Below are 24,781 nucleotides of genomic sequence, written 5' to 3'. Positions count from 1 at the left end.
CACGGCCCCCACCGTCACCGGTTCTGTCCGGGCACCCATAACACGTCGGACGCGCCGTTGTCATTGACCACGCGGGCGGCGACGAACAGGAAATCCGAAGCGCGATTGAGATATCTCACGACCTCCGGATTGACGCTTTCGCCCGGCATCCGTGCGAGTTCGACGGCGATCCTCTCGGCGCGGCGCACGACCGTGCGGGCGAGGTGGAGATGCGCGGAAGCCGGCGAGCCGCCCGGCAGCACGAAAGAGCGGAGCGGCTGCAGGCGAACGTTGAGCGTATCGATATCGCCTTCGACGCGCACCACCTGCGCCGCCACGATGCGCAGCGGCTCGTAGCCTAGCGGCTTGTCCGTCTCGGGCGTGGCGAGGTCGGCGCCAAGGTCGAAGAGGTCGTTCTGCATCCGGAACAGCATGGCGTCGATCTCGGGATGCTGTTCGGCGGTGTGCAGCCGCGCCATGCCGATCGTCGAATTCGCCTCGTCTACCGTGCCGTAGGCCTCGACGCGCCGGTCGTATTTGAGCCGCCGGCCGCCGGCGGCCAGTCCCGTGGTGCCGTCGTCGCCGGTGCGTGTGTAGATCTTGTTCAGCTTGACCATGATCCCCCCGGGAAGCCGCTCATTTGCGCGTGAAGTAGACCGCGAGCAGAACTAGACACAGCGCGACGAACTGAAGGAAGACGCGCGCCTGCATCAGCTTGTTCGACGTGTTCGCGTCGCCGCCCTTCATCATGTTCCAGAGCCCGCGCAGAAGCACGATGACGACCGCGACCATGGCGACGATCGCGAAGATGTTGAAGACCGTGGACATTGCTCTTTCCTCTTGCCGGCACGTGCCGGCGCACGTCGCGTGGCGCTTGCCGCGCCCCGTGAAAGCACATTTCGGGTGCAAAGGCGGCGACGGGAAGGCCCCACGCGGGTTGTTTCCAGAAAACCCTTCCCATATTCAACCTTGGGAGACAATCGGCGGAGAGCCATGCGAAACATCGTCGCCGCGAAACGGATTCTGTCCGACGCGATGGGTCACTTCAACACGGACGACGGCTGGTCGATGTCCAGCCATCTGGCGATTTCCGCGCTGATGGCGCTGTTTCCGTTCCTGATCTTCGCTACCGCGCTTGCGAGCTTTCTCGGCGCGGACGCCTTCGCCGACACGGCGGTGCATCTCGTCTTCGACACCTGGCCGCCGCAGATCGCCGAACCGATCGCCAAGGAGGTGCGCAACGTGCTCACCGTCCAGCGCGGCGATTTCCTGACAGTCTCCGTGATCGCCGCTGCGGTGTTCGCCTCCAACGGCATCGAGGCGCTGAGGACGTCGCTCAACCGCGCCTATCGGGTGGCGGACACGCGCTCCTTCCTGTTCCGCCGCATACAGAGTCTCGCCTTCGTCTTCATCGCGACGCTCGGTTTCCTCGCGATCTCGGTGCTGCTCGTGCTGGCACCGCTCATCGCAGATGTCGCCGAGAAGAACCTGACATGGATCGGTCCCTACATGGGCACGATCACGCTCTGGCGTTACGTGATCGCCTCCGGTGTGATCGTCTTCGGCCTGTTCGCGGTGCATCTTTGGCTGCCCGCAGGACGCCGGTCCTTCGCCAACGTCATCCCCGGAATCGTCTTCACACTGGCCGCATGGCTCGCTGGCTCGAGCATCTTCGCCGCCTATCTGAGGCAGTTCTCGACCTATGTCTCGACCTATGCGGGCCTCGCCTCGGTGATGATCGCGGTGATCTTCCTTTACATCATCTCGGTGATCTTCATCCTCGGCGGCGAGTTCAACGCTGCGATCCGCCGCTACCTCGACGCGCGCTCACGCATCGCGGGATGAGGTGGCGAGCGCCACGCCGGCGGTCGCGACCGCCATGCCTAGGATCTGCACCAGCGTGAGCGTCTCGCCGAACAGCGCCCATGCCATCAGCGCGGTCACCGCGGGCACGAGATAGAACAGCGACGAGACCTTCGCGACCGATCCTTCGCGGATGAGATACATCAAAAGGAAGATCGCGCCGATCGACAGGACGAGCACCAGCCAGACGAGTGCGAAGACCAGTTCGCCTGTCACCATGAAGGTTCGCGTTTCCAGCAGCAGCGACATCGCCGCCATCAGGGCGGTTGCGCCGACATATTGCCAGAAGCTGCCGGTGACGAGATCGAGGCGACCGACGAAGCACTTCTGCCAGATGGTGCCGACGCTCATCGCGATGACGCCAACCACCATTGCGCCGAGTGCGGCGGGCGTGAGCGCATCCGTCGCGGCGCCCAGCTTCGGCCAGATCACGATCACTACGCCGACGAAGCCCAGCCCGAGCCCGGCGCAATTGCGCGGATCGATACGCTCGCCGAGCGCCATCCTCGCGACGAGGGCGGTGATCAGCGGCTGCAGGCCGACGATGAGCGCGGCGAAGCCCGCCGTCATGCCGTGGCGGATCGCCCAGAACGTGCCCCCCAGATAGACGCCGTGCATGAGCGCGCCGGCGAAGGTGGCGTGGGCCGCGCCGCGCCGGTCCGCCCTGCGTGCGCCGGTCGCGACCGCGATCCCTCCGATGATGAGCATGGTCAGGCCGAACCGCACCGCCAGGAACGAGAAGGGCTCCGCCCAGGGCATCGCATAGCGCGCCCCGATGAAGCCCGTCGCCCAGAGCACGACGAACAGCGCGGGAACGAAGGAGGCCGGCGAAAACATCAGATATCGTTCCCAGTGGGCGGATCGCTCTAATTGATGCAATCCGGGCAAGCAAAGTGAAATGAATGGTCCACACACTGTGTGGGGGCGAACGGGAAGGGCTACGCAAGAAGGCGGTGCATGCTTTCCAGTCTGGATACCAGTTCGCTTGTCTTCGCGATCGCAATCGTCGCGATTCTCTCCTTGATGCTCGGCATGGCGCTTGACGGCCTGATGCAGGACGACGGGTTCGGCCCTTTCGGCAACATGATCGTCATCACCGCCGGCTTCTTCCTCGGTATCTTCGCGGCAAACCGCTGGGGCATCCGGTTCGGCGCGCTCGAAATTGCTGTCGCGACCGGTCTCGGCGGGGCGTTCCTGGCGCTGCTGCTGCTTTCGCTCGCAAAGGCCGGCATAGAACGAGCAATGCGCTCCTAAAGGCCTTCCAGCGCCAGCGCGCGCACTTCCTCTGCGCTAATCCCACTCTCGCGCAACTCCCTGAGCCCCGTGTCGCGTCGGCTCTTGGCGAGCTTGCGGCCGTCCTCGCCGACGATCAGGCTGTGGTGCCGATAGCGCGGCACGGGAAGGCCGAGCAGCGATTGCAGCAGGCGATGGATCGCGGTCGCGTGGAAGAGGTCCTGGCCGCGCACCACGTCGGTGATGCCCTGGATCGCGTCGTCCACCGTGACCGAGAGATGGTAGCTCGCCGGCGCATCGGAGCGCGACAGGATCACGTCGCCCCAGATCTCGGGGCGGGCCGTGACCTTTCCAGTCTCGCCCAGCGGTCCCGCGCCGAGTTCCGTCCAGGTGAGTTTCTCCGCGGCCGTCTCCATCGCGGCCGCTACGTCGAGGCGCCAGGCATGCGGCGCTCCGGACGCAATGCGTTTCTGCCGCTCGCGGCGGGTGAGGGCACGGTCGACATCGGGATAGAGCGGCGCGCCGTCCGGATCGCGCGGCCAGCGGCGCACCGGCGTCTCGTGTTCGGCGATGTGGTCGCGGATCTGGCCCCGGCTCATGAAGGAGGGGTAGACGACGCCCATAGCCTTCAGGCGGTCGAGCGCTGCCGCGTAGTCGGCGAAATGCTCCGACTGGCGGCGCACCGGCTTTTCCCATTCGATCTCCAGCCATTCGAGGTCGCGGTAGATGCCGGCCTCGAACTCCGGCGTGCAGCGGGCAAGGTCGATGTCCTCGATGCGCAGCAGGAATCGCCCCCCGGCCTCACGCGCCAGCCGCTGGTTCAGCAGTGCCGAGCGGGCGTGGCCGAGATGAAGCTCGCCATTGGGGCTCGGGGCAAAACGGAAAACGGGTGGACTCGCCACGTCTGTCCTGCTGGGTGGAATGGGACTCGAAGGCATTGCCGCCTTCGCCGGTTCATTGCTACGGCTTTTTGCGTTGGAGGAAAAGGAAGCGGATGCGGCGGATTTCCAGTGATTCCGACATCGTCGCGGCGCTCGACGCGCTCATCGGCGCCGATCCGCGGCTGGCCGCGGTGCGCGCTGCTGCGGGCGATATTCCGCTGCGGCTGTCCTCGCCGGGCTTTTCGAGTCTGGTCTCGATCGTCGTCTCGCAGCAGGTGTCGCGGGCCAGCGCGGACGCGATTCTCGGCCGGCTTGTCTCGCTCGTCGCGCCGCTGACACCTGAGGCCGTGCTTGCGGCCGATCCGGATCTCTTCCGCCGGGCGGGCCTGTCGCGCCCAAAACAGGCAACGATGCTTGCTTTGTCGCGCGCGGTCCACGACGGGCTCGATCTCTTCGACCTGTGCGAGGCGGACGGGGAGGCGGCGATCGCCTCGCTGAGCGCCGTTCCGGGCATCGGGCGCTGGACGGCGGAGGTCTATCTGCTGACCTGCGCCGGGCATCCTGACGTGTTCCCCGCGCGCGACGTTGCGCTCCAGTCGGCGGTGGGCGCCGCGCTCGGCATCGACCCCCGTCCGGGTGAAAAGACGCTGATTGCGATCGCCGAATCATGGGCACCGTGGCGGGCGGTCGCGGCGCGCCTGTTCTGGGCCTACTACCGCCATCTCAGGGGGCGTGAGGCCGCGCCAGCCGCCGAAACGGCGCTAAACCTAGAAAAAAACTGAACAAATGGGGCTTTGCGGCAACAGTCCGGCCACTTTCTTCGCTTCACAATCCTGTCACGTCTCGCTTACAGTATCCGCGCCGAACGCTTCGGGCCTCAGGAGAAACGCGACGTGACAGTTCATGTCTCGCCAGATGGTTTGCCGGCACTGGTGCTGAATGCGGACTACCGTCCGCTCAGCTATTACCCGCTGTCGCTCTGGTCCTGGCAGGACGCGATCAAGGCCGTGTTCCTCGACCGGGTGAACATCGTCGCCGAATACGAGCACTCCGTCTCGTCGCCGACCTTCTCGATGAAGCTGCCTTCGGTGGTCTGCCTGAAGAGCTATGTAAAGCCGTCGCGTAATCCGGCCTTCACCCGCTTCAACGTGTTCCTGCGCGACCGCTTCCAGTGCCAGTATTGCGGTTCGCCGGAGGATCTCACCTTCGACCACGTCATCCCGCGCCGCTGCGGCGGGGCAACGACCTGGGAGAACGTGGTTGCGGCCTGCTCGCCCTGCAATCTCCGGAAGGGCGGCATGCTGCCGGCTCAGGCGAAGATGTGGCCGATGCAGAAGCCGTTCCACCCGACCGTGCACGACCTGCACAATAACGGCCGGCTCTTCCCACCCAACCATCTGCACGAAAGCTGGATGGACTATCTCTACTGGGACGTGGAACTGGAGCCCTAGCCTTCCTCTCCCCCGTTCGCGGGGAGAAGGAATCAGCGCCCGAACGCTGCCCGATATCCAACTGCCGCCCAGAGCGCGCTGGCGAGCACGTTCCAGCCGGCGAAGGACAGGCCGAGGAAGCGGCCGGCCGCTTCGTCGCAGGAGGGCGGGATCAGCGTGTTCAACTGGTCGAGAACGCCGTTGCCGCTGCCCTGCGGGGCAACGACCGCGCCGCAGCTCGAGGGACCCGGCCACCAGTGCCACTCGACGCCCGAGTGATAGATCGCCAGGCCGAGGCCGACCGTCATCAGCAGTGCGCCTGCCAGAAGCAGCAGGCGGGCGACGACCGGCGGCCAGCGCAGCCAGACTGCAACCAGCGCCAGCGCCATCACCGGCACGCCGACGTAGTAGGGAATGCGCTGCTGGAGGCAGAGCATGCAGGGGATGTAGCCGCCGATGTGCTCGAAGCCGAGCGCGGTGCCGACGGTCGCCGCCATACCGAGGAGAAGGGCAAGTGCCGCCCATTTCTGGGTTTCGCCGATCGGGGTGGCTAGGGACATGGGTCGGGTCGCTCCGGCAATGATATCCGCCGCGAGCAACGCCATGTTCGCGTTAAATGCAAGGCCGAGAAGCTTCACAAGCCCGCGACTTCCGCGCGCAGTGCGAAGAGCTGTTGACGGAAAGGGGCGCGAACGTATAGTCCGCAGCCGTCGCCCCGGATTTCGTCCGGTGGCGCGCCCCCTTGGCGGAATTGGTAGACGCGCCTGACTCAAAATCAGGTTCCGAAAGGAGTGCTGGTTCGATCCCGGCAGGGGGCACCAACGGCCCATTTCCCCTCCACATGTCGTTTTCGCCCACTCTGCGGGCAATTGCTCATGCTGCATGCGCTAACAGTTATGTTGCATTGCAAAATTGCAGATCAGCCATGCAGAATTGGCGCTTGTTTGAATCGGGGCCGAATCCTATCTTCGCGTTGTTGGTGATCTACCTCCTCCCAGAGAGCCAACAGAGTTGCGGTGCACCTCCTCCCGCGCCGCAATCAAATCAAGCCCGCCGCACCTCCTCCCGCGGCGGGCTTTTTTGTTGCGCTGCGAAAGAAACATTGACACCCGCTTTCGACGGGCGTTTTGTTCGCGCCGTTCCCGGACGACCAGCGGCGGAGGCTTTCCACGACCTTGCTCCAGCGCAGCGACAACTATGCCGACCTCGCCAGTCGTTTCCGCTGGCAGATCCCCGAGCACTTCAACATCGGCGTTTCCGTATCCGATGCCTGGGCGCGCCAAGAGCCGAACCGCGTCGCGCTGATCGAATATCGCGGCGAGGAGCAGCCCGGGACGTTGACCTTCGGCGCGCTTGCCGAACGCTCCAACGCCTTCGCCAATGCGCTCAAGGCGCGCGGCGTGCGCCGCGGCGACCGAGTCGCATTGCTTCTGCCGCAGAGCTTCGAGACCGCGATCGCGCATGTCGCCATCTACAAGCTCGGCGCGATCGCAGTGCCGCTGGCGCTGCTGTTCGGCGTCGAGGCGCTGGAATACCGGCTGCAGACGGCCGGCGTCAGGGCGATCGTCACCAATGCGGCTGGGCTGGCGAAGGTCTCGCGCATCAGCGCGCGACTGCCGGTTCTGGAACTGGTCGTTTCCGTCGACGGACGGGACGGCAGGGCCCTTGGCTTCGAAGCGCTCGTGGCCGGCGCCTCTATCTCCTTTCAACCGGAGGACACCACGCCGGACGATCCGGCGATGATGATCTTCACCTCCGGCACCACCGGCCCTCCCAAGGGGGCGCTGCACGGGCACCGGGTGCTGCTCGGCCATCTGCCGGGTCTCCAGATGGCCTACGAGTTCCTGCCGCAGGCGGGCGACCTGATGTGGACGCCGGCCGACTGGGCCTGGGCAGGTGGGCTGCTCAACGCACTGTTGCCGTCGCTTTACCTCGGCATTCCGGTCGTCTGCGCGCGGTTCGAGAAGTTCGATCCGGAAGCCGCCCTTCTCCTCGTCGAGCGGATGAAAGTGCGCAACGCCTTCATCCCGCCGACGGCGCTGAGGATGCTGAAGTCGGTGCCGGACATCCCGGCGCGCTTCTCGCATGTGCTGAGAAGTGTCGGCTCGGCGGGCGAATCGCTCGGCCGCGAGACCTGGGAATGGGCGGAGGGCGCGCTCGGGCTGCCGGTCAACGAGTTCTACGGCCAGACGGAGTGCAATGCCGTGATCGCCTCCTCTGCGATCGTCGGCGTCAGCCGCCCCGGCACGATCGGCAAGGGCGTGCCCGGCCATACTGTCGCCATCATCGATGCGGACGGGCGGCCGATGCCAGCCGGTGAGCCGGGGCAGATCGCGGTACTGCGGCCCGATCCGGTGATGTTCCTCGAATACTGGGACAGTCCCGAGGCAACCGCGAAGAAGTTCATAGGCGACTGGATGACCACAGGCGACCAGGGGATCATGGATGCCGACGGCTACATCCAGTTCTTCGGCCGCGACGACGACGTCATCACCTCTGCCGGCTACCGCATCGGCCCCGGCGAGATCGAGGACTGCCTCGTCGGCCACCCGTCCGTCGCGCTCGCGGCGGCCGTCGGCAAACCCGACGCTTTGCGCACCGAAATCGTCAAGGCCTATGTCGTGCTTAAGGACGGGGTGGAGGCGAGCGATGCGCTGAAGAGCGAGATCAGCGCTTTCGTGCGCGAGCGGCTGTCGGCGCACGAATATCCGCGCGAGGTGGAGTTCGTCGATTCCATGCCGCTCACTACCACCGGCAAGGTGATCCGCCGCATCTTCCGGGACCGCGCGAAGCGCGAGACGGAGAGCGGCTGATCAGTTGCGGCCGAGCAGGACGCGCAACCGGTTGCGGATGATCCGCGCCACGTTGCGCGTCTCCTGATAGAGATGCAGCTGCTTCGTCGCCTGCCGCGCGGCACGGTCGGCCTCCGGCGTCAGGGCGAGCACGAAGGTGCCGATCGGCTTGCGCTCGCTCCAGATGCGGCTCATCACCGGGTGGTCAGGCACGGCGCAGCTGTCGGTGGCGACGATGTTGGGATCGTCGAGATGGGTCTTGGTCACCTCGATCATCAGCAGGGTGCCGGGGGAATAGGCCGCATATTCTTCGTCATACGCCGTCTTCCAGGTGTAGGCGCAGCCGTTCTCGATGAACACGATCAGGCAGGCGATGACCTTGCCGTCGAGGGTAAGCATGTGCACGCGGCACATGTCGCGCTCCGCCAGGCCATGCACCGCCTCGCGGGCGAAGGCGGCGCGGTAGCGGTCGATCGCCATGGCGGTGCGCTGCCGACCCTTCCATCCGGATGCCTCCAACGACAGGAACGCCTCGACGCCGTGGCGGATCTCGTCCGGCTGGCGGGCGATCGTGTATTCGACCGCGCCATGGTCGCCGAGCCGGCGCTTGAGGCGGCGGAACTCGCGGTAGTGATGGGCGCGCAACGAGTTCTTGAGATAGGTGTCGCCGTCGAGCGTGCTTTCGAGGAAAGGCCGTTCGACCTTCAGCGTCTCATGGAACGACAGGTTGCGGCCCAGAGCCACTGTGCGCAGGACATGCGCAACCGGCCCGTCGAGCCGCATGTCGGGCAGAACCAGCACCTTCGGCAGCTTGAGGCGCGGCCGCGCAAGCATGTCGAGGAAATCCTCAACCACCGAGACCGGGTCGTCGTGGTCGATCAGCGGGGTGCCGAGCGGGCCGAAGGGGCTCGACCAGGCGCGCATGAGCGTGACGCCGAGCGGCACCGGCGGCTTCTCGATGGAAAACGGCACGAGCAGCCGCAGCCGGCTCCTGTTCTCGTCGCCGTCGCGGATCACGGCCAGCCTCACCTCGCGGTCCTCGAGCCGCGGCATGGCGGGCGCCAGGAAGCGCGGATTGAAGAAGACGTTGGGTTCGATGGTGCGGGCGCTCAGATGCTCCAGCTCCTCCACCAGCTCGAAGCCGGCGGAGGCCGGATAGATCGCCAGATGGCGCGGGCGCCTGTCCTGCGCGACGATCTGCTGGAAGGCGAGGCTGTGCGGCTCTTCTGAATAACCGGCCAGCCCGGCGATCATCGGCCCCGCGGCGCTGCCGCTCATCTCCTCCAGGATCGGTTTGGCGGCCATCAGTCGAGTTCCCCGGCGCGGCGACGCGGCGCAAAGACGATCATCACGATGCCCAGCCGGCGCCAGGTTACAAGAGAGAGTGCTGCCGCCTCGAAGGCCATCGAGACCGAGGTGGCGATCGCCGCGCCCCAGAGGCCGATGCGCGGAATCAGGATCACGTTGAGGATCACGTTGAGGGCAAGCGTGAGCCCGTAGACGACTGCGCAGACGTTCTGGTTGCCGCTCATGGTGAGCAGGCTCTCGGCCGGTCCGACCGAGGAGCGGGCGAGGACGCCCAGCACCAGCACGAAGAGGTAGGGGTAGCCTTCCTCGAAGCCCGGTCCAAACAAAGCGAGAATAGGCTGGCCGATCGCCAGCACGAAGATGCCCATCGCCAGTGAGGGCCAGAAGGTCCAGTTCACGGTCTCGCGGGCAAAATCGCCGAGCTTGTCCCGCGCGCCATGGGTGAACTGCGCATAGCGCGCCGCCACGCCGGCCTTCACTGCGAAGTAGACGAAATGCACCAGCGCCAGTGTCTTGGCCATCGCATAATAGATCGCGACGTCGTGCGGCGGCAGGAATATGCCCACCATCAGCACGTCGGCATTGGTCAGCATGAAGGCGAAGCCCTCGATCAGGAAGATCGGCAGGGAGACCGCGATCCAGCCGCGCATGTCGGTCGTGCGCGGGCCCTTCTCGATGCCGCGGTCCGCCCGCGTCGTCACGGTGGCAAGCTGCCAGAGCGTCGTCGCATAGGTCGCCGCGACCGCCGCAATCAGCGCCGTTCTCGCATTGGGCTCGTAGCCCACCAGAAGGGCCGCGCCCATGAAGGCGATGATCAGCACCGGCCGGACGATATAGGTCGGCGACAGCGCGGAGATGGCCCATGCATTGGCGCGCGAGATGCCCTGCACGACGTCCGACAGGGCAATCATCGGCAGGCAGAAGATGCCGATCAGGAACGGGATGACGTAGTAGTCCTCGATCCGGTCGGCGAAGAGCAGGATGAGCCCGGCGCTGATCAGCGCGATCACTGTCGAGGCGATCAGCACGAAGAGGCGGCTGGCGAGCATGACGCCGCGCAGTTCGTTCAGTTCGCCGCGCTCGCGGTATTCCGGGATGAAGCGGATGATCGAGGTGTGGAAGCCGAGGCAGGAGAGGTTGCCGAGGATGATCATCGTCACCCAGACCAGCACGAAGATGCCGTATTCGAAGGCGCCCATCCAGCGCGCCAGCAGCACCTGGCTCACGAAGGCGATGAATGCGCTGAGGATGCGGATGGCGAAGGCGATGATCGAGACGCGACCGGCCTCGGCCCTGTCGTCGTCGGAGAACAGCACAGCGTCCACCTTCCCCATGAGGGGGCGGGCGCGATCGGCCAAGCCGGGCGGCAACAGGCGATCGGCGGTGGTGGCCGCTGAAAAACGCAACGCTTCAGACTCCTTGCTGCGCGAGCGATAGCAGACAGTGCTTAAAAAACGGTGGGAAGCGCAAGGCCGCCGTTCCGTTCTCCGGCCGGCCGCATCTGCGGCATTGACCGGACGGCTGCGGAACCGTTTCATGGCCAGGCAACGAGCGAGGAGGCGAGCAATGGAAGCAGCGGGCGAATGGCGGCACATGTCGAGCGCGCCGAAGGACGGCACGCGCATCCTCGTGACCGTGCGGCCTGTCGAGCAGGGACTGGCGGATGTCGACGTCGCCTACTGGGCGCGTGCCGACCAATACGGCATCGAGGGCTGGCGCGCGGCCGACTCTGCTCCCGGCGCGGTGATCGGCTATGCCGATCCGGAACTCAAATGCTGGATGCCGCTGCCGGACGCGGCCGCGGGCGAGTCCGAGGCGTCAATGCCGGGGCCCTATGAGGGTGACGACATGGAGCTGGACGGCTCGGGCATCTGAGCGCAAACAGCGGCGCGATCTCTTGCCAACGCAATGCCATCGGATAACTTCTGTGTGGGGGCGTTGAAGGGAGTTCGGCATGAGTAGATCACTCGTGACCGATGCGGGGTTTATTGACAAGATCTATGAAGCATCGGTCCTGCCGGAGTTCTGGCGGGGCCTGCTCGCGGACGTGGCCAGCACGGTCACAGGCGGGCATGCCATTATTTTCTCCTCTCGGGGCGCCGATGTCCGCTTCGTCGCATCATCCGACGAGTATGCGAAGGATGCGATGGAGTTCTTCACCCTCTATCCGGACAGCGAGCGAACCCGCCGTCTGTTCGCCGCTCAGCATGCAGGCTTCGTGACCGACTTTGACGTATTCACGCCGGGCGAACGCGAGAACCTTCCTATATTCCGGGATTTCTTCATTCCACGCGGACATGGCGACGGAGCGGCGACAGTGATTCCGATGCCGAGCGGCGAGACTGTGGTCGTCCATGCCGAAGGCCGGTTTACCGGTGAGCCGTTCGGCAAGGAAAAGGTGAGATGGCTCGATTCGCTTAGGCCGCATCTCGCCAGATCGACCCTTTTGTCGGCACGCCTGGCGTTCGATCGCGCGCGAACCGCGGTCGAAACTCTGGCTGGCCTCGGCCTTCCGGCCTGCGCCGTCCGCCAGTCCGGTGCGGTGATCGTGGCGAATGGCGAGTTCGCCAACGAGACCGGGATATGGACGACGCGCGGCGGCGACCGAATCGCACTGCACGACCGGCGCGCCGACGCGCAGCTCGGCGACGCGCTCCGCCTGATCTCGACCGAGCAGGGCGTGCGCTCGCTGCCGATCGCGTCAAGAGAGGGCGCTCCGCCAGCGGTCCTGCACGTCGTGCCGATCCGCCGCGCTGCGCACGATCTCTTTGCGCAGGCCATGGCCATCTTGGTGCTGACGACGGCGTCGGACGAACCGACCGGTGCGACGCCGCTGCTCCAAGCGCTGTTCGATCTGTCGCCCACAGAGGCAAGGATTGCGGCGTTCATTGCGGCCGGTCGAACCGTCGACGAAATCGCGCTCGGGGACGCCAAGAGTGTCGAGACCGTGCGCAACCAGCTGAAGAGCGTCTTGGCCAAGACGGGCTGCCGCCGCCAGGTCGATCTGGCGCGGCTCTTGGCGCGGCTCGTGCCGGGATAAGTGCCAAGGCCTTTGCATTGAAGTATAGCCCAGATGGGTCATGCGTCTAATGTCCTCCAAGATAGTCTCCCCTTCGAATTTCGTGGACGCGGAGGATCACAAATGAAACGGAAGATCTCGTGTCTTGTGGCGACGGCGTTGATCGGACTCGGTCTTAGTTCATTCGCGGCAGTCAAGACGGTTACAGCGGCGGCGATTATCACCTACTGTGCGGTCATATTGGCCAACGGCACGCAGATAGCGATACCGAACGCGACGACGTTTGCAGCCTGCAAGTCTGCGGGCCCCAAATGTGCGGGGACGCGACCGTATCTCCAATATTTATCACAACACGAATCCCTTCGGCGTGGCCGCAGACGGCATCAACGAGGTTTGTCAACTCCAAAGCTAAAGCATGCGACCAGCTATGGATGTTCCGGTCACACTCGCCACACACGGATACTCGCATGCGCTCCGATTCATTCGCACGATTCGCACTCGCACGCGGCCGGAGCCTGCCCGAGCGCTGCCAGCCTCTATATGACTGGATGCTTGGCCGCCTCGGCGAGGGGCATGGTCTTTCTGCCGGACCCAGGAATCGCGAAGCGGGACGCGTGGCGCTTACCGGGGATGGGACGGAACGCGCCATTCCGGGATAAACTTCGCCGCCCAGGACTATCTCGGCCTCTCTCATCACCCCCGTGTAATTCAGGCCGCCCATGATGCGATCGAGCAGTATGGGCTTCACGGCGCGGGGAGCGAAGTCAACGGTGGAACCACCTGGCCTGTCGAGCAGATCGCGCTCCGCCTCGCGCGCTTGCTGAATCTTGAGCATTGCATCATGTTTCCTACCGGTTGGGCGGCGGGCTATGCTGCAATACGCGGTTTGATGCGTAGGTCGGACGTTGTCGTGATCGACAAGCTTGCTCACAACTGCTTGCGTGAGGGTGCCTTGGCTTCGGGCGCCGAAATGGCAGCCTTCGATCACAATGATCCGGAGTCCCTCGCTGCCGCGCTCGAACGAGCGCGATCAAGCAATCCCGATGCGGCCATCCTCGTGGTGATCGAGTCGCTATACTCGATGGATTCTGATGGACCCAACCTGAGAGGCATCATCGATGCTGCGCGGGCATACGGTGCCCATACGCTCGTGGATTGCGCACACGATCTCGGAGTGTTCGGCAAGTCAGGGGCGGGCCTGATGGCTGACGCCGGAGTTCTTGGCGAAGTCGATTTCGTAGTCGGAAGCTTTAGCAAGGTGTTCGCCACCACGGGTGGCTTCCTGATATCACGATGGCGCCAGTGCACCTTATCTGTCCAAGCATACGGCCAGGCCAACACGTTCAGCAACCAGCTCGGTCCCGTCCAAGCAGCGACGGCTCTTGCCGCTTTTGAGATCGTCGTTTCATCAGAGGGGGACAAGCTGCGTCGTGACGTACTCCAGGCCTCGCGAGAACTGAGGGAGGTCATTACCTCACGAGGGCTGATCTGCTTCGGTATTCCTTCCGCCCTGGTCCCGGTCCTGACCGGCCTTGAGGTGATTGGGCGCGAGGCTGCGCGGCAGCTTGGCCAGAACGGCATTCTGGCAAACTTCATCGAGTATCCAGCAGTCGCCACGGGCTCATCTCGCCTGCGGTTGCAGGTGACGCCGGACCATCGTGACCTTCCGTTGCGCGAGATCGGTTCCAAGATCGCGGATATCATCCTCGGGGTCGGCGGATCAATCGAGCGCACGGCCGTTAAGGCGAGTTGACGAAGCACGAAATCCTAGGGTTTCAGACCGAATAGCCCAGATGGGTCACGCAAATCCGGCGCGGTTCACCATTGGATGATCTGTGGTGGCTGGCCAACCGACCGTTTGCTGGATCGGGAGGAGGCCGACATCCGGCGCACTCGAGTCGAAAGTGCAGAAACCGCACGAAAGGGGACATTCCATGACGCAGAAGAAGATTTCCTATTCCGCCGCAGTGGCGCTTGCCGGTTTGCTCATCGGCGGTGCAGCGACCGATGCCGCAGCCGCCAATCAGTTCCGCGGCAATGCCTGCATCATCACCGCATCGGCTGCATGCGCAGCAGTCGGCTGGTCGGTGGGGAACTGCGGTTCGGCGCGCTTCTCGCCGCCAAACTGGAATGGCAATCCCAACCGCACGGCTCTGTCGCTTTACTGGGGCTATTATGCCCAGAACTTCACCTATGCCTCGGGTTCCATGGTCGGCACCGTGATGCGTCCGCTTCAGGCTTCCGGCATCGGCAACGGGATGTTCACCTATAGCGCCAGCGGGCGTATCGCCGGGCAGGTCCCGGCCGCGCCGGCTGCGGGGACCGCGGTGTTGTCGAGCACGATCTACATCAACGGTTTCGAGGAGAGCTGCAATGTGACGCTCCGCTTCCAGGGCCAGCGGTATCCGCTCCCCTGAGAGCACGAGTGAGGTGCGGCTCGCCAATCACCTCATACGAACGCGCCGTGGCAGTGCTTGAACTTCTTGCCTGAGCCGCAGGGGCAGGGTTCGTTGCGGCCGGGCGCATCATTGATGACATTTCGCGGAATACGCCAGGAGCGTCGAGACGGTCCGCAATCAAATGAAGAGCGTGCTCGCCAAGGTTGGCTGCCGCCGGCAGATGACTCTGGCGCGGCTTCTGACCCAACTGATCGCGCCGGGACGAACGCTCCGAGCTGAGCGATAGATTAACTCGACCTTTCCGTCGTTCCTATGAAAGACGCGCGAGAACACTTCAGGTCGGCCCGAGTAATAGCCCATTTGGTTCATTCGCCACACCGGCAAAGCTGCTTGACTAAGCGCTGTAGTCCAATCGGAAGGAGAAACCAGCATGCGCAAGTATCTGCTGATTGTCGCAGCACTTCTGTGCGCCACGTCTTATTCCACGGCACAAACGTGCAATGCCGAGGCGCGCGACCGCTGCGAAGCAAACGGTGGAACCTGGAATAGCGGCAATTGCTCTTGCAGCTAGGTACTGCCGGCTCGGCAGATGGCGTGTTTCAAGGAGACAAGAGATGCTTCGTACCTTCCTATCGGCTGTGCTCACGGTGACAGGCTGCTCCTTCGGCGTTCTGCTGACGGAGAAGCCTGCGGTCGCTCAACAGTCGTGCCTGACAATCCAGCACATGGCCGGATCGGGCGTAACCCAATTCCGCAACTTCTGTGACCGGCGTATCAATGTCCGCTGGAGAGACCAGGGGTATTGTTCTGGGGGTGGTGGGTGCATGGACACGGTCTCACCCAACGGCGGTGTGCAGAACGTGACTCCTTGGCGGGGCAGCACGAACTACTGCGTCTGCTGGGACTACGACCGATGCTGCGACGTGTGAGCAAGCTGAGATAACTTCTCGCCACGCATCATCGGCCGGGTATTTCCCATGAGAGTCCACATTATTCTTCTTTCATGCATTGCGCTTGCCGCAAGCGTTGGGCCAGGAGGTAGCAACCTCCTGGAGCCCAACGACAATCTGCAGGTCAGAAAGTCAATTCCGTTGTCTTCGGTACTATGGGCGCAACAGCAATGCTCGGGACCCAATTCTTGTATCATGATCTGTCGCGATAATGCTCAGCATTGCGGTTTCGTGACCAGCCGTGGATGCAAGAGCTTCGATCCGCCCTGCCAGGATTGAAGTAGTGCTCAGTCAATCAACGTCTGAAATGATGAAGACCATACTCGCCCTAGTCCGAGTCTTGATGATTGTGCCTCGGGGCAAAAATCTGACCGCCTGCCTGTGTTTGTCGGCACTGGCGCCCGTATTTTCGGCGACCGCGGAGGAAGTCTGGTGCGGCTGCAATGCAAGTTGGGGAGGGCGGTTGACAACCTGCATCGCCGCGGACTGCTCGGTGAATGTGCAGGATCCCCGCTATACTATTCACGCCCGTCCATTCCCAGTGCGCAGCGAGAACGAGTGCGGCAGAGGAAGTGAAAGCTCAAAGGCGGCGAAACGCTTCTATTCTTACCTCAAGCGGAACGGGATTCGGCCGCAGTCTCTGACGTGCTACGCTTTCAGCTCGGAATTCTCCGCCGAAAGGAGCCTGAGTGACTTAATGTCTCGCGGACGTACTCAGCACCGCGTTGCGGTGGACTTCCGGTTCGAATGACCGCCTGCAGGGCCAGCTGTCGCGGCGTTCAGCGACAGCCTCGTTAGTTTCGTGTTGCAGCTACAATGGATTCCGCCCGCCGAACGTGCAAAGCTGCCTACTAGCGCCACCCCATCACACGAACGCGCCGTGGCAGTGCTTGAACTTCTTGCCTGAGCCGCAGGGGCAGGGTTCGTTGCGGCCGACGCGGCCCCAGGTGGTGGGGTCGTTGGGGTTGCGGTCCTCGGCAGACACCGCAACTTCCTGCGCCAGCATCACCGTGCCAGCGCCCTCGCCGAAGTCGTCCTGGCCGGTCGTGCCGTCGATGTGGTGGCCGAACATGTCCGGCACCTGCGGGGAGGGGCTTCGGCCGCCTCGCGCACGAGCTCGACGCGCATCAGCTGCGCGGTCACCGCCTGGCGCAGATTGCCGAGCATGGCCTGGAAGAGCTCGAAGCCCTCCTGCTTGTATTCCTGCAGCGGGTCGCGCTGCGCGTAGCCGCGGAAGCCGACGACGGAGCGCAGATGGTCGAGGTTGACCAGATGCTCGCGCCAGAGGTGGTCGAGCGTCTGCAGCACGATCGTCTTCTCGACATAGGCCATCACGTCCGGCCCGAAGCGTTCGGCGCGATCGGCGGCGGCCTTGTCGGCTGCAGCGGTGATGCGCTCGCGGATCGCTTCCTCGTCGATGCCTTCCTCGGCGGCCCATTCCTCCACCGGCAGGTCGAGGTTGAGATTGGTCTGCACCGCCTCGCGCAAGCCTTTCACGTCCCACTGCTCGGCATAGGCCGTCTCGGGGATGTGCTTGGTGACCATGTCCTCGATGACCTCCTGGCGCATCTCGGCCACGGTGTCGGACACGGTTTCGGCGTCCATCAGTTCGAGGCGCTGCTCGAACACGACCTTGCGCTGGTCGTTCTGGACGTCGTCGAACTTCAGAAGGTTCTTGCGGATGTCGAAGTTGCGCGCCTCGACCTTCTTCTGCGCCTTCTCCAGCGCCTTGTTGATCCAGGGATGGATGATGGCCTCGTCTTCCTTGAGGCCGAGCTTCTGCAGCATGCCGTCCATACGGTCGGAGCCGAAGATGCGCATCAGGTCGTCCTGCAGCGACAAGAAGAACTTGGAGCGGCCCGGGTCACCCTGGCGGCCGGAGCGGCCACGGAGCTGGTTGTCGATGCGGCGCGATTCGTGGCGCTCGGTGGCGAGCACGTAGAGCCCGCCGGCGGCCAGCGCCTTTTCCTTGAGCACCTGGATGTCGGCCTTGATGGCGGCTTCCTTCGCGGCGCGCTCCGGGCCGGCCGGCATGTCGCCCAGCTCCTCGGCGATGCGCATGTCGGCATTGCCGCCGAGCTGGATGTCGGTGCCGCGGCCGGCCATGTTGGTGGCGATGGTGATCGCGCCCGGCTTGCCGGCCTGCGCCACGATTTGCGCCTCGCGCTCGTGGTGGCGGGCGTTGAGCACCTGGAAGTCGGTAAAACCGTCCTTGCGCAGGCGGTCTGCCAGAAGCTCGGACTTCTCGATCGAGACGGTGCCGACCAGGACCGGCTGGCCGCGCGAGTGGGCCTCACGAATCTCCTTCGTGATCGCGCGGTATTTCTCCTCGACGGTGCGGTAGACCTCGTCGTCCTCGTCGATGCGCTTGACCGGCAGGTTGGTGGGGATCTCGACCACGTTGAGGCCGTAGATGTTGCCGAACTCCTCGGCTTCCGTGTTGGCCGTGCCGGTCATGCCGGCCAGCTTGTTGTACATGCGGAAGTAGTTCTGGAAGGTGATCGAGGCGAGCGTCTGGTTCTCGGGCTGGATCGCCACGTGCTCCTTTGCCTCCAGCGCCTGGTGCAGGCCCTCGGAATAGCGGCGGCCGGGCATCATGCGGCCGGTGAACTCGTCGATGATGACGATCTCGCCGTTGCGCACGATGTAGTCGCGGTCGCGCTGGAACAGCTTGTGCGCCTTCAGCGCATTGTTGACGTGGTGGACAATTGCCACGTTCTCGACGTCGTAGAGCGACTCGCCCTTGAGGTGGCCGGCCTCGGTCAGCAGGTTTTCGAGCTTCTCGGTGCCGACCTCGGTGAAGATCGTGGTGCGCTGCTTTTCGTCGACCTCGTAGTCTTCCGGGTTGAGCTGCAGCATGAAGCGGTCGACGGTGTTGTACATCTCCGAACGATCCTCGAGCGGGCCGGAGATGATGAGCGGCGTGCGCGCCTCGTCCACCAGGATCGAATCGACCTCGTCGACGATCGCATAGTGGTGGCCGCGCTGCACCATCTGCGCGCGGTCGTATTTCATGTTGTCGCGCAGGTAGTCGAAGCCGAGCTCGTTGTTGGTGGCGTAGGTAATGTCGCAGGCGTACGCCGCCTTGCGCTGCTCGTCGGTGAGGCCGTGCACGATCACGCCGGTGGTCAGGCCAAGAAAGCCGTAGACGCGGCCCATCCAGCCCGAGTCGCGGGTGGCGAGGTAGTCGTTGACGGTGACGACGTGGACGCCCTTGCCTTCCAGCGCGTTGAGGTAGACCGGAAGGGTAGCGACCAGCGTCTTGCCCTCGCCGGTGCGCATTTCGGCGATCGAGCCTTCGTGCAGCACCATGCCGCCGATGAGCTGGACATCGAAGGGGCGCATGCCGAGCGCTCTGCGAGCTGCTTCACGGACAGTGGCGAAGGCAGGCACCAGGATCTGGTCGAGCGTCGCGCCGTTGGCCAGCTGCTGCTTGAATTCGGCGGTCTTGGCGCGGAGCTGCTCGTCGGAGAGCGCCCGCATCTCCTCCTCGAGGGCATTGATCTGCTCGACGCGAGGACGGGTGCCCTTGACACGCCGGTCATTTGCGGAGCCGAAGATCTTGCGGGCGAGGCCGCCGAGACTGACCATAACTGGTCCTTTCAACAGAGACTGTCCGGCGGGCCGCCGGATCGTAGCCTGGCGGGCGCCGGCCTGCCGACAATCAAAAAAGCGTCCGGAAAACGGTTCTGGACGCCAAGTCGAAGGACAGATAAGAGGGGGCAACCCTGATGTCAACGTTGCGCCAGAGCGCGCGACGCACCGAAAATCCGCCACAAATCGGGCCTGTTTCGAAGGCGCCTCGGAGCTCTACAGGAGAACAGTTGTATGAATATCACTCTCAGGAAGCGGCCGGCCGCGCGCGTTGCTTTGGCGCTCGGCCTGCTTGCGTCGGCGACGTTCGGCGCCCTCGCCCAGACCGACACGGTCGTCGCGACGGTCAGCGGCCAGCCGGTCACCGAGGCGGACGTGCAGATGGCGGTCAGCGAACTCGACCAGCAGTTCGCGCAGCTGTCGCCCGAACAGAAGCGGGCGGCCGCTCTGTCGGCCATCATCGAGATCAGGCTGATGGCGGAGAAGGCCAAGGCCGCCAAGCTCGATCAGGACGATGAATTCAAGCGCAAGCTCGCCTTCCTCAACGATCGCGCCCTGCATGCCCAGGTGATCGAGAAGGAGATCTCGCCGAAGGTCACCGACGAGGACCTGAAGGCGCGCTACGACAAGGAAATCGGCGCGCGTCCGCCGGTCGAGGAGGTCCATGCCCGCCACATCCTGGTGAAGACCGAGGAAGAGGCCAAGGACGTGATCAAGAGGCTCGACGAGGGCGGCGACTTCCAGGCGATCGCCAAGGAGAAGTCGGATGATCCGGGTTCCGGCGCCAATGGCGGCGACCTCGGCTTCTTCGCCAAGGGCCAGATGGTGCCCGAGTTCGAGGCCGCGGCCTTCGCGCTGGAGCCCGGCTCCTACACCAAGACGCCGGTGAAGAGCGAGTTCGGCTTCCACGTCATCAAGGTTGAAGAGAAGCGCACCCAGCCGCCGGTTCCGTTCGACCAGGTGAAGGACCAGATCCGCCAGCTCGTGTTCCGCGACCTCTACTTCGCCACGGTGAAGGACCTGCGCGCGGGCGCCCAGGTCGAGATCAAGGACGAGGCGCTCAAGAAGGGCGTCGAGGAGATCGAGAAGCAGGCCGGCGCGGCGGAGTGATTCGGCGGTCTTGAAGTTTCCTTTTCCCCGTTCATCGGGAGAAGGTGCCTGAGTGGCGGATGAGGGGCGGTGCGAGCTATCGAGCTTCGCGCTGCCCCTCACTGTTTTGCCGGATATCTCTTTCGTGAACGGGGAGAGAGGCGCAACTCTCCGGCCATGCGACATCGTCGACCGCGGTGCAATTTGTCACGGACGAAGGCAGGATCGTTGGGGAGCATTCACTTTCCCTGCAAGAGCGCAGGTCAGGGGCTTCTCAGGACGTATCGCGCAGCTCGATCGGCGAGATGGTCGCGTCGGCGAGGCGCTGAAGGTCGGCACAGTGTAGCCCACCCTCATTGCCCGCCTCGTCGGAGGCCTGCCCCCGATGCAGGAACGACAGACGGCACAGATGCGCCGCGATGGCCTGCATGTAGAGCCCGAATGCCCTGAGCGAGTCGGCAATGTCCTCGGCATCGAAGGGATTGCTGCCGAAGCCGGCCGGCATCGGGACGGGCGTCCAGGTTCCGCGCTCGGAGCTGCGGAGCGTGCCTTCGACATAGCCCCTGAGCAGCTCGTTGGCCTGCCAGGCGGCCCACAGCACGCACCAGCGGACCCAGAACGAGCGGCCGGCGGCCTGTTCGGCCATGTCGGCGATCGAGAACAGGCGCATGACGATCCTCGCCTTTAACGCCTGTTCCCTCCCCGCCTTCGCCCTCCAGCCCATCGCCGGCTCCCGTTTGACCGGACATAGTTTCGGGCAAGCTGGCAGGGGTGGGGATGAAAAAGTTGGCGGTTGTGAGAATCTCCAAGCGGGTCAAGAGGTTGGCGACGGAAGAGGTGGAAATCGATCCATCGGATCATGTGCCAGAACTGACCTCTGCGGCTCTTCTCAAGACAGCGCACATCGTCCGCGATCGTCATCCCGGCGACCGGAGGTCAGCCGGGATCGATTGGCCTTGGCGGGTCGGCGCTGAGCCTTCTCTGCGATCGCGAGGGGTGTTTTCGGCGTGTAACCGGAGAGAGGAATAGATCCCGGCTCGCCTCCGGCGGCCGGGATGACGATCGCATAGGAGACGCTCGCTCAGGAGAGGAGTCGCGCGGGACAGTCGTGACAGGTTGTTCGCCCCGGCAAGGACCATGCGCAGTGCAGGGGCGGGATCGAGGATGTCCCCCTGTTCGCGCGCGTCAGGCCAGTGCGCCTCTGACGACGGTCCTGATGGCGGCGCGGAGCGTGGCGTCGTCTTCGTCCAGGCGGTTGGTCAGGAGGTGGGTCCAGGCGTAGGAGGATACGAGGTCGGCGACCACCTGCGGGTTCGTGTCGGGCCGCGCTTCGCCGCGTGCGATGGCGCGCTCGGTGATCCGGCCGGACTGGCGCCGGCGCTCGGCGTAATACTCCTCCAGCGCCCTGGCGGCCTTCGGATCGGACTGCGCCTCGGCGATGATCGAGCGGAAGATCTCGCCGACGGGCGTGCCGTGCCATTGCGCGAAAAGGCTGCGCGCGAAGACAAAAAGATCCTCTTCGAGCGGACCGTTGTCAGGGAAGACGACGTGGCGTTTCTGCCGGTGGTAGACATCGAGCAGGAGCGCTGCCTTGCTCGGCCACCAGCGGTAGATGGTCGGCTTGCCGGCGCGGGCGCGCCGTGCCACGGCCTCGATCGAGAAGCCGGCATAGCCGGATTCGAGCAACACCGCCTCCGCGGCTTCCAGGATCGCTTCAGCACTTTCGGGATTGCGCCTCGCGCCGATCGAGCGCCGGCCTTCCGCCTCCGTCTGTTCCATTCGAACGGCTCCTTCCGGAAATTTTCCTAGCACGTCTCTTGACGAAACGAAACGGCCCGTTTTATTTAACGGAACGTATCGTATCGATGGAGTCCGCCATGTCGCAGACCTTTTCCTCCCAGACCATTTCCGCACAGACTGGTGCGGTCCGCTTCTCGCGGCCGCGCTTTGCCTTCCTCGTCCTGCTCGGCGTCTATCCGCTGGTCACTGGGCTGCTCTACCTGATCTTCCCGCTCACCGAAGGCTGGACGATCTGGCAGCGGACGCTGATCCTCGTGCCGATCGTGGTCATGACGATGGTGTGGGGGCTGATCCCCGCCGTCCAGAAGCGCTTTCACCGCTTCATCAACCCCGTCGTGAGGCAGTGAAACCGCCGATTGGGCTTGCGCGGGCGTGATCGGTCGGGCAAACGAGCGCGACCGATCCAGCCACCGGAACACGCCATGTCGACCGCCGTTTCGCCGCTTGCACCGAAGTCCCAACCCAAGATGCCGCCGATCGAAGGCGTGCGGATCGCCACCGCCGAGGCGGGCATCAAATACAAGGGCCGGACCGACCTGCTCGCCATGGTCTTCGACGAAGGCACACAGGTCGCGGGCGTCTTCACCCGCTCGAAATGCCCCTCGGCTCCGGTCGACCTCTGCCGGGCGAACCTGCCGGGCGGCAGCGCCCGCATGCTGGTAGTGAATTCCGGCAACGCCAATGCCTTCACCGGCAAGAAGGGCAGGGCGACCACGGAGGCGACCGCCAAGGCCGCGTCGTCGGCCGCCGGCTGCGCCTCATCGGAAGTCTTCCTGGCCTCGACCGGCGTGATCGGCGAACCGCTCGACCCGGCGAAGTTCACGCATCTGCTGGCCGACATGGCCAAGCGCGCCGAGCCGGCGCTGTGGCCGGAGGCCGGCAAGGCCATCATGACCACGGACACCTATCCGAAATATGCCACGCAGACGGTGCTTCTGGGCGAGACGCTGGTGACGATCAACGGCATCGCCAAGGGCGCGGGCATGATCGCGCCCGACATGGCGACGATGCTCTCCTTCGTCGCGACCGACGCGCCGATCGCGGCCTCCGTGCTGCAGGATCTTCTGTCGAAGGGCACGGCGAAGACGTTCAATGCCGTCACGGTGGACAGCGACACCTCGACCAGCGACACGCTGCTGCTCTTCGCGACGGGGGCGGCGGCCAAGCGCGGCGCGCCGCGCATCGACGACGTCAAGGACCCCAGGCTCCAGTCCTTCCGTCGCGCGCTGAACAAGATCCTGAAGAACCTGGCGCTGCAGGTGGTGCGCGACGGCGAGGGCGCGCGCAAGGAGGTGGAGGTGACGGTGACGGGCGCGAAATCGGCGCGCTCGGCCAAGAAGATCGCGCTGTCCATCGCCAATTCACCGCTGGTGAAGACGGCCGTCGCCGGCGAGGACGCCAATTGGGGCCGCGTCGTGATGGCCGTCGGCAAGGCCGGCGAGCCCGCCGACCGCGACCGCCTCTCGGTGTGGTTCGGCGACATCCGCGTCGCGCATGAGGGCGAGCGCGACCCCGACTATTCCGAGGCCGAGACCTCCGCCTACATGAAGAAGGACCGCATCCGGGTGCGCGCCGACATTGGGCTCGGCCGCGGCAAGGCGACGGTGTGGACCTGCGACCTCACCAAGGAATATGTCGCGATCAACGGCGACTACAGAAGCTGACCGGCGTGCCGCAGTTCGATGCAGACCTGCTGCCGATCGTCCGCCGCTTCGAGGCGGCCGGATTCCGCGCCTGGCCGGCCTCGTCGGTGCACTATGACGGCACCTGGGTGATCCGGCTAACGGCCGGACATCCGGCCAAGCGGCTGAACTCGATCAATCCGCTTGATCCGGGCGATTGCGACAACCTGACGGAGCGCATCGCGCGCGCCTCGCGCCGCTTCGAGGCCTATGGCCGGCCGACCACCTTCCGCATGTCGCCGCTGGGCGGCGCGTTCATCTCCGCCTATCTCGACCAGGAAGGGTGGAGCCGTTTTTCCGAATCGGTCGTGATGTCGATCGACCTTTCGGCCGTCGATCTCGACAATGTGCTCAGCCAGATTCCGATGAAGGACATGGCGCGCTTCATCAGCGCCGCGATGACGGTGCACGATTTCGAGCCGTCGATACGACCCGGCCTGTCGGAGATCGTCAGCTCGATCGAGCCGGAGAGCGGGCTCTTCCTGCTGGAGGACGACGACCGGCCGGTGGCGAGCGCGATCTGCGTGCATGACGGCGACCTCGCCGGCCTGTTCGAGGTGGCGACCTTCAGCGGCGTGCGCGGCAAGGGGCACGGACGGCGCGTCGTGCTGTCGGCGCTGAAATGGGCGCGGCTGCGCGGCGCCAAGATCGGCTGGCTGCAGGTCGAGGCGAGCAACACCGTGGCCCTCGCGCTCTACACGTCGCTCGGCTTCCGCCGGGTCTACGACTACCATTACCGGCAGCCGCCGAAATGACCGGACG

General features: G+C 64.6%; 22 protein-coding genes, 1 tRNA gene and 2 pseudogenes. 14 read left to right on the top strand and 11 right to left on the bottom strand.

Annotated elements, in window-relative coordinates; all coding sequences use genetic code 11:
- Window positions 1–14: 14 nt before the first annotated feature.
- Window positions 15–596 carry a cob(I)yrinic acid a,c-diamide adenosyltransferase gene (locus LRS09_RS06940; protein WP_257805054.1) on the bottom strand — a complete coding sequence of 194 codons (582 nt, stop codon included), beginning with the start codon at window positions 594–596 and terminating at the stop codon, window positions 15–17.
- 19 nt (window positions 597–615) lie between these two features.
- Window positions 616–807, bottom strand: coding sequence for a twin transmembrane helix small protein (locus LRS09_RS06935; protein WP_085466871.1), 192 nt, complete (start codon window positions 805–807; stop codon window positions 616–618).
- 165 nt (window positions 808–972) lie between these two features.
- Between LRS09_RS06935 and LRS09_RS06930 the strand changes: the two genes are divergently transcribed.
- Window positions 973–1,824, top strand: coding sequence for a YihY/virulence factor BrkB family protein (locus LRS09_RS06930; protein ID WP_257805053.1), 852 nt, complete (start codon window positions 973–975; stop codon window positions 1,822–1,824).
- On the opposite strand, the gene LRS09_RS06925 is transcribed toward LRS09_RS06930, so the two are convergent.
- Window positions 1,807–2,679: a DMT family transporter gene (locus LRS09_RS06925; protein ID WP_257805052.1), complete on the bottom strand. Its 873-nt coding sequence runs from the start codon at window positions 2,677–2,679 to the stop codon at window positions 1,807–1,809. The genes LRS09_RS06930 and LRS09_RS06925 overlap by 18 nt on opposite strands.
- Window positions 2,680–2,799: 120 nt before the next feature.
- Here LRS09_RS06925 and LRS09_RS06920 point away from each other — a divergent pair, with 120 nt between their 5' ends.
- Window positions 2,800–3,096: a hypothetical protein gene (locus LRS09_RS06920; RefSeq protein WP_257805051.1), complete on the top strand. Its 297-nt coding sequence runs from the start codon at window positions 2,800–2,802 to the stop codon at window positions 3,094–3,096.
- Here the strand turns inward: LRS09_RS06920 and gluQRS are convergent.
- The gene (gene gluQRS, locus LRS09_RS06915; protein ID WP_257805050.1) at window positions 3,093–4,013 is read right to left on the bottom strand and encodes a tRNA glutamyl-Q(34) synthetase GluQRS; all 921 of its coding nucleotides are present in this window, start codon (window positions 4,011–4,013) and stop codon (window positions 3,093–3,095) included. The two genes, LRS09_RS06920 and gluQRS, sit on opposite strands and share 4 nt — an antisense overlap.
- Before the next feature lie 56 nt (window positions 4,014–4,069).
- Between gluQRS and LRS09_RS06910 the strand changes: the two genes are divergently transcribed.
- Window positions 4,070–4,738: a DNA-3-methyladenine glycosylase gene (locus LRS09_RS06910; RefSeq protein ID WP_257810143.1), complete on the top strand. Its 669-nt coding sequence runs from the start codon at window positions 4,070–4,072 to the stop codon at window positions 4,736–4,738.
- Between the two features lie 111 nt (window positions 4,739–4,849).
- A complete protein-coding gene (locus LRS09_RS06905; protein WP_257805049.1) occupies window positions 4,850–5,407 on the top strand; it encodes an HNH endonuclease in 558 nt (185 codons plus the stop codon).
- A gap of 32 nt (window positions 5,408–5,439) precedes the next feature.
- Here the strand turns inward: LRS09_RS06905 and LRS09_RS06900 are convergent, their stop codons facing one another.
- Complete coding sequence (locus LRS09_RS06900) at window positions 5,440–5,946, bottom strand: disulfide bond formation protein B (protein ID WP_257805048.1); 507 nt, start codon at window positions 5,944–5,946, stop codon at window positions 5,440–5,442.
- A gap of 176 nt (window positions 5,947–6,122) precedes the next feature.
- Between LRS09_RS06900 and LRS09_RS06895 the strand changes: the two genes are divergently transcribed.
- A tRNA-Leu gene (locus tag LRS09_RS06895) sits at window positions 6,123–6,207 on the top strand.
- 354 nt (window positions 6,208–6,561) lie between these two features.
- Window positions 6,562–8,199 carry an AMP-binding protein gene (locus LRS09_RS06890; protein WP_257805047.1) on the top strand — a complete coding sequence of 546 codons (1,638 nt, stop codon included), beginning with the start codon at window positions 6,562–6,564 and terminating at the stop codon, window positions 8,197–8,199.
- On the opposite strand, the gene LRS09_RS06885 is transcribed toward LRS09_RS06890, so the two are convergent.
- Window positions 8,200–9,483: a GNAT family N-acetyltransferase gene (locus LRS09_RS06885; RefSeq protein WP_257805046.1), complete on the bottom strand. Its 1,284-nt coding sequence runs from the start codon at window positions 9,481–9,483 to the stop codon at window positions 8,200–8,202.
- Complete coding sequence (locus LRS09_RS06880; protein ID WP_257805045.1) at window positions 9,483–10,892, bottom strand: lipopolysaccharide biosynthesis protein; 1,410 nt, start codon at window positions 10,890–10,892, stop codon at window positions 9,483–9,485. Before LRS09_RS06880 ends, LRS09_RS06885 begins: the two co-directional genes overlap by 1 nt.
- 160 nt (window positions 10,893–11,052) lie before the next feature.
- Here LRS09_RS06880 and LRS09_RS06875 point away from each other — a divergent pair, with 160 nt between their 5' ends.
- The 4 genes from LRS09_RS06875 to LRS09_RS06860 all read left to right on the top strand — a co-directional run bounded on the left by LRS09_RS06875 (window position 11,053) and on the right by LRS09_RS06860 (window position 14,922).
- On the top strand, window positions 11,053–11,361 hold the full coding sequence (locus tag LRS09_RS06875) for a hypothetical protein (protein WP_257805044.1): 309 nt from the start codon (window positions 11,053–11,055) through the stop codon (window positions 11,359–11,361).
- 79 nt (window positions 11,362–11,440) lie between these two features.
- Window positions 11,441–12,526, top strand: a complete 1,086-nt coding sequence (locus LRS09_RS06870) for a helix-turn-helix transcriptional regulator (protein ID WP_257805043.1) — start codon at window positions 11,441–11,443, stop codon at window positions 12,524–12,526.
- A gap of 523 nt (window positions 12,527–13,049) precedes the next feature.
- On the top strand, window positions 13,050–14,258 hold the full coding sequence (locus tag LRS09_RS06865) for an aminotransferase class I/II-fold pyridoxal phosphate-dependent enzyme (RefSeq protein ID WP_308240349.1): 1,209 nt from the start codon (window positions 13,050–13,052) through the stop codon (window positions 14,256–14,258).
- Between the two features lie 181 nt (window positions 14,259–14,439).
- On the top strand, window positions 14,440–14,922 hold the full coding sequence (locus tag LRS09_RS06860; RefSeq protein ID WP_257805042.1) for a hypothetical protein: 483 nt from the start codon (window positions 14,440–14,442) through the stop codon (window positions 14,920–14,922).
- 32 nt (window positions 14,923–14,954) lie between these two features.
- Here the strand turns inward: LRS09_RS06860 and LRS09_RS06855 are convergent.
- Together LRS09_RS06855 and secA are read right to left on the bottom strand one after the other, a co-directional pair.
- Window positions 14,955–15,023: pseudogene (locus tag LRS09_RS06855) on the bottom strand (SEC-C metal-binding domain-containing protein); the annotation flags it as partial.
- A 1,696-nt stretch (window positions 15,024–16,719) separates the two neighbouring features.
- Window positions 16,720–19,445 (bottom strand): annotated as a pseudogene (gene secA / locus LRS09_RS06850) (preprotein translocase subunit SecA).
- Window positions 19,446–19,682: 237 nt separating this feature from the next.
- Between secA and LRS09_RS06845 the strand changes: the two are divergent.
- Window positions 19,683–20,558, top strand: a complete 876-nt coding sequence (locus LRS09_RS06845) for a peptidylprolyl isomerase (RefSeq protein WP_257805041.1) — start codon at window positions 19,683–19,685, stop codon at window positions 20,556–20,558.
- Window positions 20,559–20,811: 253 nt separating this feature from the next.
- On the opposite strand, the gene LRS09_RS06840 is transcribed toward LRS09_RS06845, so the two are convergent.
- Entirely contained in the window at window positions 20,812–21,261 is a 450-nt protein-coding gene (locus tag LRS09_RS06840; protein ID WP_257805040.1) for a hypothetical protein, read from the bottom strand.
- A 461-nt stretch (window positions 21,262–21,722) separates the two neighbouring features.
- A complete protein-coding gene (locus tag LRS09_RS06835) occupies window positions 21,723–22,316 on the bottom strand; it encodes a TetR/AcrR family transcriptional regulator (RefSeq protein WP_257805039.1) in 594 nt (197 codons plus the stop codon).
- Between the two features lie 98 nt (window positions 22,317–22,414).
- Here LRS09_RS06835 and LRS09_RS06830 point away from each other — a divergent pair, with 98 nt between their 5' ends.
- The 3 genes from LRS09_RS06830 (at window position 22,415) to LRS09_RS06820 (ending at window position 24,774) form a co-directional block, all read left to right on the top strand.
- Window positions 22,415–22,684, top strand: coding sequence for a hypothetical protein (locus LRS09_RS06830; protein WP_257805038.1), 270 nt, complete (start codon window positions 22,415–22,417; stop codon window positions 22,682–22,684).
- Between the two features lie 75 nt (window positions 22,685–22,759).
- Window positions 22,760–24,001, top strand: a complete 1,242-nt coding sequence (argJ, locus tag LRS09_RS06825) for a bifunctional glutamate N-acetyltransferase/amino-acid acetyltransferase ArgJ (RefSeq protein WP_257805037.1) — start codon at window positions 22,760–22,762, stop codon at window positions 23,999–24,001.
- Entirely contained in the window at window positions 23,998–24,774 is a 777-nt protein-coding gene (locus LRS09_RS06820) for a GNAT family N-acetyltransferase (protein WP_374684899.1), read from the top strand. Before argJ ends, LRS09_RS06820 begins: the two co-directional genes overlap by 4 nt.
- Window positions 24,775–24,781 lie beyond the last annotated feature (7 nt).

It is taken from the genome of Mesorhizobium sp. J428, assembly GCF_024699925.1.
GTDB lineage: Bacteria > Pseudomonadota > Alphaproteobacteria > Rhizobiales > Rhizobiaceae > Mesorhizobium_A.
The sequence above is the reverse complement of the archived record's forward strand: the minus strand, read 5'-3'. Positions and strand labels throughout refer to the sequence as shown.